Annotated in this window: 7 protein-coding genes and 1 pseudogene; 2 read left to right on the top strand and 6 right to left on the bottom strand. The window is 65.6% G+C overall.

Annotation, left to right across the window (positions count from 1 at the left end):
• Window positions 1-155, bottom strand: a pseudogene (locus MUB52_RS21820) (S-(hydroxymethyl)glutathione dehydrogenase); the annotation flags it as partial.
• A 173-nt stretch (window positions 156-328) separates the two neighbouring features.
• On the opposite strand from MUB52_RS21820, the gene MUB52_RS21815 reads away from it, so the two are divergent.
• On the top strand, window positions 329-952 hold the full coding sequence (locus MUB52_RS21815) for a hypothetical protein (protein ID WP_263846269.1): 624 nt from the start codon (window positions 329-331) through the stop codon (window positions 950-952).
• 105 nt (window positions 953-1057) lie between these two features.
• On the opposite strand, the gene MUB52_RS21810 is transcribed toward MUB52_RS21815, so the two are convergent.
• Entirely contained in the window at window positions 1058-2101 is a 1044-nt protein-coding gene (locus tag MUB52_RS21810; RefSeq protein WP_263846268.1) for a quinoprotein relay system zinc metallohydrolase 2, read from the bottom strand.
• A 124-nt stretch (window positions 2102-2225) separates the two neighbouring features.
• On the opposite strand from MUB52_RS21810, the gene MUB52_RS21805 reads away from it, so the two are divergent.
• On the top strand, window positions 2226-3038 hold the full coding sequence (locus MUB52_RS21805; protein WP_263846267.1) for a quinoprotein dehydrogenase-associated SoxYZ-like carrier: 813 nt from the start codon (window positions 2226-2228) through the stop codon (window positions 3036-3038).
• A gap of 60 nt (window positions 3039-3098) precedes the next feature.
• Here MUB52_RS21805 and MUB52_RS21800 read toward each other — a convergent pair whose 3' ends face one another.
• Genes MUB52_RS21800 through MUB52_RS21785 form a run of 4 tightly spaced genes read right to left on the bottom strand, consistent with a single transcriptional unit; the run spans window position 3099 to window position 7543 of the window.
• Window positions 3099-3452, bottom strand: a complete 354-nt coding sequence (locus tag MUB52_RS21800; RefSeq protein WP_263846266.1) for a hypothetical protein — start codon at window positions 3450-3452, stop codon at window positions 3099-3101.
• Window positions 3449-4108: a hypothetical protein gene (locus tag MUB52_RS21795; protein ID WP_263846265.1), complete on the bottom strand. Its 660-nt coding sequence runs from the start codon at window positions 4106-4108 to the stop codon at window positions 3449-3451. The genes MUB52_RS21800 and MUB52_RS21795 overlap by 4 nt, the downstream gene beginning before the upstream one ends.
• 46 nt (window positions 4109-4154) lie before the next feature.
• Window positions 4155-6389 carry an ATP-binding response regulator gene (locus MUB52_RS21790; protein WP_318527456.1) on the bottom strand — a complete coding sequence of 745 codons (2235 nt, stop codon included), beginning with the start codon at window positions 6387-6389 and terminating at the stop codon, window positions 4155-4157.
• Entirely contained in the window at window positions 6386-7543 is a 1158-nt protein-coding gene (locus MUB52_RS21785) for an FIST N-terminal domain-containing protein (RefSeq protein ID WP_263846264.1), read from the bottom strand. Before MUB52_RS21785 ends, MUB52_RS21790 begins: the two co-directional genes overlap by 4 nt.
• Between the last annotated feature and the right edge of the window lie 3 nt (window positions 7544-7546).

The following is a 7546-nucleotide window of genomic DNA, read 5'->3' as shown; positions in this document are numbered from 1 at the left end:
GGGTCGTCGCCCGAGCGCGTGAACTCATCCGTATGACAGAGCCCGGTGGCCTTGATCTCCACCAGAACCTCGCCCGCACGCGGCCCCTCGAGGTTCACATCCATCACCTCAAGCGGCTTACCCGCCTCAACCGCAACAGCAGCGCGAGTCTTCATTCGTCAGTGTCCTCCCTCGCGGCACAACCTTGAAAATCGTGCGCTTTCTACCAGAAGTATGCGCCCCGCATCGGCGCGCGAACAATTAAGACAATGGTGGGTATTCCCCACTGTGGACAGGCCGCAGGGGCTTGGCCCATAGTCGAAGCCACCCCACAGATTGGAGCCTTCGGATGTCAAAGCGCCTGTCTTCCGCCGTGGTCATCGCGGTCACCGCCCTCGCCGTCCCGGTCGGGGCCGCCGACTATTCCGATCCCACCTGGCCCTGCGTCCAGCGCAAGGTCGAGACGCTGTCGCTGGGGCTGATGTGGCCGCATCCGGTCGACCCCGAGGCGGCCCCCGCCAGCGAGGAGATGCAGGCCGATATCGACGAACTGGCCGGGTACCTGTCGCTGCGCCGCGTCGATCTGGACAGCCTCGCGCCCCGGATCGAGGCTTTTGCCGAGACCTACCAGGGCGACCCGGCCGCACTCGGGATGGTCTTTGCCGAGGTGTTCGACACGCTCTCCAAACGCCGGGGACGAATCATCAAGGGCATCGAGGATTTCTCGCTCAGCCAGATCGCGCTCGCCGACAAGATCGACACGGTGCGCGCCGAGATGAATGCCATCCTCGCCAAGGCCGAGCCGGATTTCGACAAGGTCGACGCGCTCGAGGAACGGCTCGACTGGGACCAGGTGATCTACACCGACCGGCAGCGCAACATCGCCTATCTGTGTGAAACCCCAACGTTGCTCGAACGGCGTCTGTTCAGCATCGCGCAGATGCTGAACCAATCCGTCCGGAACCCGGGCTAAAGCAATTCGCCTTGAACAAGCATCCCCTATTGCTGCCTGATTTCCATGAAATCAACGCAATAGGTGATACACGCTGTCTTTGTCTTTGGTGAAAGGCGAAACGCCCTAGTCCCACTCCAACTCGGTGAAGGCCACGGTGGCATTGCGCGGATTGTAAGCCTCGAAAAGCTGCCAGTGTGCGGCCTCTTCGGCTGCGATCTCCTCCACCGCCTCGCCCAACCGCTGGCCGGCGTCGATCGCGGCGCGGGTGTCGGCCTCGAGCACGCTCAGATAGCGCTGCATCGGCTCGAGGCCGCCGGGCCAGGCCACCACCGGGCCGCCATGGCCGGGCACGACCTGCTGAAATGCTTGCGTGCCCAACTCCGCCAGAACCGCGCGCCAGCCGCGCAACCGGCCATCGAGGGCCGGGGTGTGCAGATCGAAGATCAGATCGCCCGCAAAGAAGGTGCCGGTGGTTACGTCGAGCACGGTGAGGTCTGTCCCCGTATGCGCCATCGGCCAGGCGCGCAGCTGCAGCACCCGGCCACCGAGGTCGATTTCAGCTGTCATTTCAACGGGCCAGTCGACCGCCACGGCGCGGGTGCCCAGCATCGCCTCGGGTCCTACGATCAGGCTCAGGCTCTCCAGATAGTTGGCCTGCCGGTCCGACACCGCGCGGGAAAGATTGGCATGGCCCACGATCTGCGCACCCGCTTCCGCGAAGGGGCTCGCGCCGAGGGCGTGATCGGGGTGCATATGGGTGATCAGCGTGTGGCTCACCGGTTTGTCGGTCTCCGCCCGGATCGCGCGCCAGAGCGCCTCACCCATCCAACGCGCGGTACCGGTATCGATCACCGCCACACTGCTCTCACCGATCACGAAGCCCAGATTGCCGACGTCACCGCGGTTCGCCGGATCGGGTTCGGCAATCGCCCCCATGTGCACGAAAACCCCGGGTGCGACCTCCGTCACCTCCAGCGCCGGGCCAACCGGCGCGCAGCGCGGCGGACCCTGCGCATCCAGCGGCGCGAAAACCGTCAGATCGGGCGGACGCGCTTGCAATGCGGCTGTGCAGAGGGCCGCGATATCACCCTCGTACCCCGGCAGCAGATGGTCGCGGCACGGGCCCTCCGCCAGGCTCGCACAGAGCGCAATCACGGCTTCGAACATGGCGGCTCCTCCCTGCCGGATCATCCCACGGCATCCCGCCGCGCCCAATCAGCCATAGGTATGTGTGTCATTTGCCGCCCATTTATGCGATAACGATAGCGCGTCTGTGCTGGAGGAGGCAGATATGGCGATCAAACTTTTGCACACGGCGGCCCTCGTCGCGCTGATGGCGGGCCCCGCCTGGGCGACCGATGCCGTGAAAAATCCGCTGACCGAAAGCGAGACATGGAACGACCTGCGCGAAGATGTGGTGGGCGATGCCAGCATCGCCTCCGCCGATGGCCTGCTCAGCATCGACGCGCCCTATCGCGCGCATGATGCCGCCACGGTTCCGATTGTCCTCAAGCAGACCGACCCCTCTGTGACAATCTCCGCGGCCACGGTCGTGATCGATGAAAACCCCGCCCCGGTGGCGGCTGTTTTCGGCTTTTCCCCGGCCATGGGCACGCTGGACTTCGAGCTGCGGGTGCGGGTGAACCAGTATTCGAACGTGCGGGTCATCGCCGAGACACCGGAGGGGCTGCACATGACCGGCCGCTACGTGAAAGCCTCGGGCGGCTGCTCGGCGCCGGCCACCCGTGATCCCGAAGTGGCGCTGGCCAGCATGGGCCAGATGAAGCTGCGCAGCTTCGACGAGGGCGCGCAGATGTCCACGCCGCGCCGGGAAGCGCAGATCATGATCCGCCACCCGAACTACTCGGGGCTGCAGCGCGACCAGATCACACAGCTCTTCATCCCGGCGCATTTCATCGACCATCTGGAAGTGTGGCAGGGCGACGAGCTGCTCTTCACCATGGATGGCGGGATCTCGATCTCGGAGAACCCCGTGTTCCGCTTCGCCTACAACGACAATGGCACAACGGCGCTGACGGTGAAGGCGACGGACACGGATGGCAACAGCTTCGAGCGCAGCCTGCCGAAGTCCGTCAGCGGCTAATACCGCACCGGACAAGAGGAGGGCGCCGCCATCGCGCTGGGGGCCCCTTTTGCCCCTGGATCAAAAGCAGATGATCTCGGCCTCGGCCTGCGCGCGCCGCAGGTCGGCCACGATGTTCTCTGCCATCGCAGCACTTTGGAAGAACGACATCCGCTCGCCGCCCACGCGGCGCATCGACAGCACGGTCTCGGCTTCGAGGTACTTCTCGTAAGGCAGGATCGAGGCGATCTCATCAATGGAACAGGCGCAGCGGTCGAGCATTTCGCGCGTCTGCCCGTTGGTGACCATGCAGGCAAAGACGTAATCCGCGCGCGCCGCAGTGGGATAATCGTTCAGTTGTTCCGCTACGGACTGCGCAACCGCGGCCCCGGGCAAACCCGCGGCGAACGCAAGGGCGAGGGCCACCCGCGTCATGGCTGACCATCCACCCGGTCGAAGAGGATCTCGGACTTGTAGACATCCCCGCCGGAGGCTTCCGCCACAAGGCTCATGTACCAGCCCGGCACCTCCTCCGACATGGTCACGCGCAACTCCAGATCGCCGAAGCCGCGCATCCGGTCCCGGTTGGGATCGTCGGCAAAGGGATAGAGCCGGATGGTCTGGGTCCGCACCGTCTTGCCGCCCACAACCGCCTCGCCCTGCTGAATGTCCGAGGTCTGGATCAGCGCATCCTTGACGCGGTTGCGGATGTAGAAGGGGCTGCCGCCCGCGGCCTCGGCCATGTCACGCACCACGGTCTCGTAGAAATACATGATCATCGGGTTGCCGACGCTGGCCGGAAAGCTGCCAAGGGCGCGGTGCTTGCCGTCTTGCCGAAACTCCAGCAGCGCCAGCGGCGCCTCGCCTTCACGGAAGCTCAGCGCGATATCGCCCGTATCGCGCCCCTCCGCCTCGGGCTTCAGGGCGCTGGCCACCTCGCGGCGATAGACCAGCTCGGCCGCGCGGTCGATCCGGTCCAGCGTGCCGGTGCGGAACAGCATGTCATAGGTCTTGTCGCCTGCCAGCGGGCTGGCCGGAAGGGCGCTGGCACAGAGCGCCGCTGTAAGTGCAAATGCCGTCAACCTGATCATTGTCTCTCCTCCCGATTGTCAGTCTGCGTGCACCAGCCCGGCGGTGTCATCGCCGACTTTTGTCTGTATCCGCATCCGATCTCGCGCTGCGCAGCTTCCAGTCGATCAGGGGCAGCAGCCGCGAGAGCTCGGCAGGCTTGGTCAGCACCGACATATCGTTCAGCATGCCACGCCGCCGCACGCTCTCGCTGCGGTCCGCCGTGATCAGAATCGCGGGCACATGGCTCTCGGTGGCGGCGCGGATGTCCTGCGTCGCCTGCACCCCGGTGTCGGTGCCATCCAGCTGGTAATCCGCAAGGATGATGTCGGGCGGCATGCCGAGGTCCGCCACATGGGTCAGCGCTTCCGCCGTCGAGCGGGCTGGCAGCACGCTGGCGCCGCGCAGCTCCAGCCACTGCGTCGCGCCATAGAGCACATCGGCGTCGTTCTCGATCACCAGCGCGATGCAATCCAGCGCCCCGTCGAAGGTGTCCTCCACCGGTCCGAAGGGCACGGGGTTGGCCAGGGTCCGGTCCACCACATCCATCTCGATGCTGAAGACCGAGCCGGTTCCGGGCTTCGACCGCACTGTTAGATCGTGGTCCAGCAGGCGGCAGGCCCGGTCCACCACCGACAGCCCGAGCCCGACGCCCGAGCCGATGGGCACATTCTCGGCGCGGGTGAATTCGTCGAAGATGCGCAGCTGGTCCTTGGCGGAGATGCCGATGCCGGTGTCCCAGACCTCGAGCGCCACCCGCGCGCCGCGGCGCCTGCACCCCAAAAGCACCCGGCCGCCGGGATCGGTGTATTGAATGGCATTCACCACCAGGTTCTGGATCGAGCGCAGCAGGTAGACCGGATCTGACCGCACCACGAGGCTGCAGGGCACCACGTCGAGCCGCACGTCCTTCTGGGCCGCAACCAGTGCCTGATCCGCGCGCACGCCGCGCATCAGCCCTTCGAGGCTCACATCGGTGACCGTGACGGTGTCGGGATCGGCGCTCTCAAGACGCGAAATGTCGAGCAGCGAATGCAGCAGATACTCCGCCGACGAAAACGCCCCCTGCAACCGCTCTACCAAAGGCCGGAAGCGGGTCTCGCGCGTGGTCTCCTGCAAGGAGGAGATCAGCAGCTTCGCCGCATTGATCGGTTGCAGAAGATCATGGCTCGCCGCCGCCAAGAAGCGCGTCTTGGACGAGACGGCCGCTTCGGCGCGTTCCTTGGCCACGCGCAACTCCTCTTCAACCCGCGCCTTTTCCTCGTATTGCTTCGTCAGGCTGGCGTTGGCCCGGGTCAGCTCCGCCGTGCGCTCCGCCACCCGGTTTTCCAGGATCTCGGTCGAGCGGGTCTCGAGTGTGACGTCTTTCAACTCCACGATGAACCCGTCATCGGGCAGCGCGTTGATCTGCACGTCGAGCACCCGATCCACCCCATGCGAGACGCGGGCCGTCAGCGCCCCCTTGCGCGCCAGCTCGGCCCGCCAGGCGTCCTTCCGCGCGAGGGCCGCATCGTCGATCAGCCCGCGGGTGCGCATGAAATCCAGCAGGTCCTGAAGCGGCGTGCCGGGCTGCACCATCGCCAGCGGCACGCCCAGGATGTCGCGGAAGCGGCCATTGTGCATCCGCACCTCGCCCGCGGCAGAGAAGGTGCAGACCCCGGCCGTCATGTTCTGAAAGACCGCCTGCAGATAATCGGACTGCCGGTCGATCAAATGCTCCTTTTCGCGGCGGTTGTGCCGCACCAGCGCGGTGATTTCGGTGAGCAGCAGCACCGTGTTTTCATGCGAGGTCCGCTGCGCGCTGAGCTGGTACCAGCGGTCCCGCGGCACCTCGACGATCACCGACACGACCGCGCCCGCCGCCTGCCGGCTTTCCAATGCCCGGCTGAACTTGGAGAGCTTGCGGTCCGTCGATACCAGGTATTTGCTGCCCGCCATCAGCTGGAAATACTGCTCCAGCGTCAGGCCCGGCACGATCCGGTCCGAAACATCCGGCAAGAGGCCGATGAATAGATCGTTGCAGATGTTCAAGGCACCGTCGGAAAAGAGCGCCAGCCCCTCTTCCATCGAGGCCAACGCCTCGGCCAGCGTCTTGCGGGTGCGTTCGCGTTCCGAGCGCGCGCTTTCCAGCTCGATGGTCTGTGCTGCGACCTTCTGCTGAAGGTCGATGGCCGACTGGAAGGCGCGATAGGCCGAGGGGCCTACGTCCTTCTGCCGGCTCGCCCGGCGGATCAGCGCATCGATGATCTTGGCCTGCTTCTCCACCTGCACCAGCGGCGGGTCATCTGGATCGATCAGGCTCAATAGAGGGTCCTCTGGTCCGGTCCGAAGAAGGCGACGCCCACCAGCGTCTGGTTCATGTGCACGCCGCAATGCTGTTCGCCGTAGGTGTTGAAGCCCACCACATGCGCGGAACACAGCACCTCCGACACCGCGCGGCCCAGCTGCTTCTGCTCGATCTCCAGCTTGCGCAGCACGCAGTCGAACCCGAGGATGAAATCGGGGCGGCGGCCCTGTTCGTCGTGGATGTCGAGCCCGCTCTGCAGCGTTCGGATGATCTCCTGCCCCTGCCCCAGCGTCATGATCAGCCCGTCATCGATCGCGGCCAGGAACGACAGCGCGTCATCCTCGCCCGCGTCCGAAATCGCGCGCACATAGTGCCGGTCCTTGTACTCGATCAACAGCGGGTTCTCGGCGAAGATCTGCGGCGAGAGATCCGCGACCGCACAGCCCACCAGACGCGCATACTCCTGTGCGGCGGGCGCGCCGTTGATCTCGAAAACCTTGCGCTCGTCCGGGTCGGCGCCCGTGATCACGATCGGGGTCCCGCCGGGCAGGAAGTGATCGAAGCCGAAGCCGCGAAACGGCAGATCGGTCTCCAGCAGCAGCAGCGTCGCCGCATTGCCATAGCACCGGCCCTGATGCAGCACATAGGTGTCCTCGAAGCGCAGCGCATCACCGGCCGAGCCGCCGAAGAGCGGCAGATCGTCCAGCACCGTCTCCAGCGTCGAGATCAGCACATCCTCCTGTTTGGACAGCCCATCCGCAAAGATCAGCCCCAGCCGGTGCCAGCCCGCAGTGTGCGAGAAGGTCTTCTCGTGGCGCTGCGCGGCCGTGGCGATCGCGGTGGTCGAGAGCGGCTTCAGGGGCTCGAACAGGATCGAGGAGCAGCGGAAATGCGCCTTCGGGAACGCCAGCAGCAAAAGCGCATCGGTCTCATAGCCATGCGGCGTGATCTGCCCGGCGGAAGAGCAGCCGAACACCGGCACGCCTTCCAGCGCCTCCTCCAGCGCCGCCGCCACCCGCCGGCCATCGAGATCGCCCGGCACGAAGGCCAGCACGAAACAGGTCTCGCTGCAGTTGATCTGGGCCGCGGCATTGCGCGCGGCATAGGCTTCGCCCACCGCCCGGGAGACGGCGACCGAAATGCAGGACGGGTGGGCGCGCGCATCAAGCATCGG

Origin of the sequence: Roseobacter sinensis (assembly GCF_025755255.1) — a bacterium.
Lineage (GTDB): Bacteria > Pseudomonadota > Alphaproteobacteria > Rhodobacterales > Rhodobacteraceae > Roseobacter > Roseobacter sinensis.
This window is presented reverse-complemented; position numbering and strand designations above follow the sequence as displayed.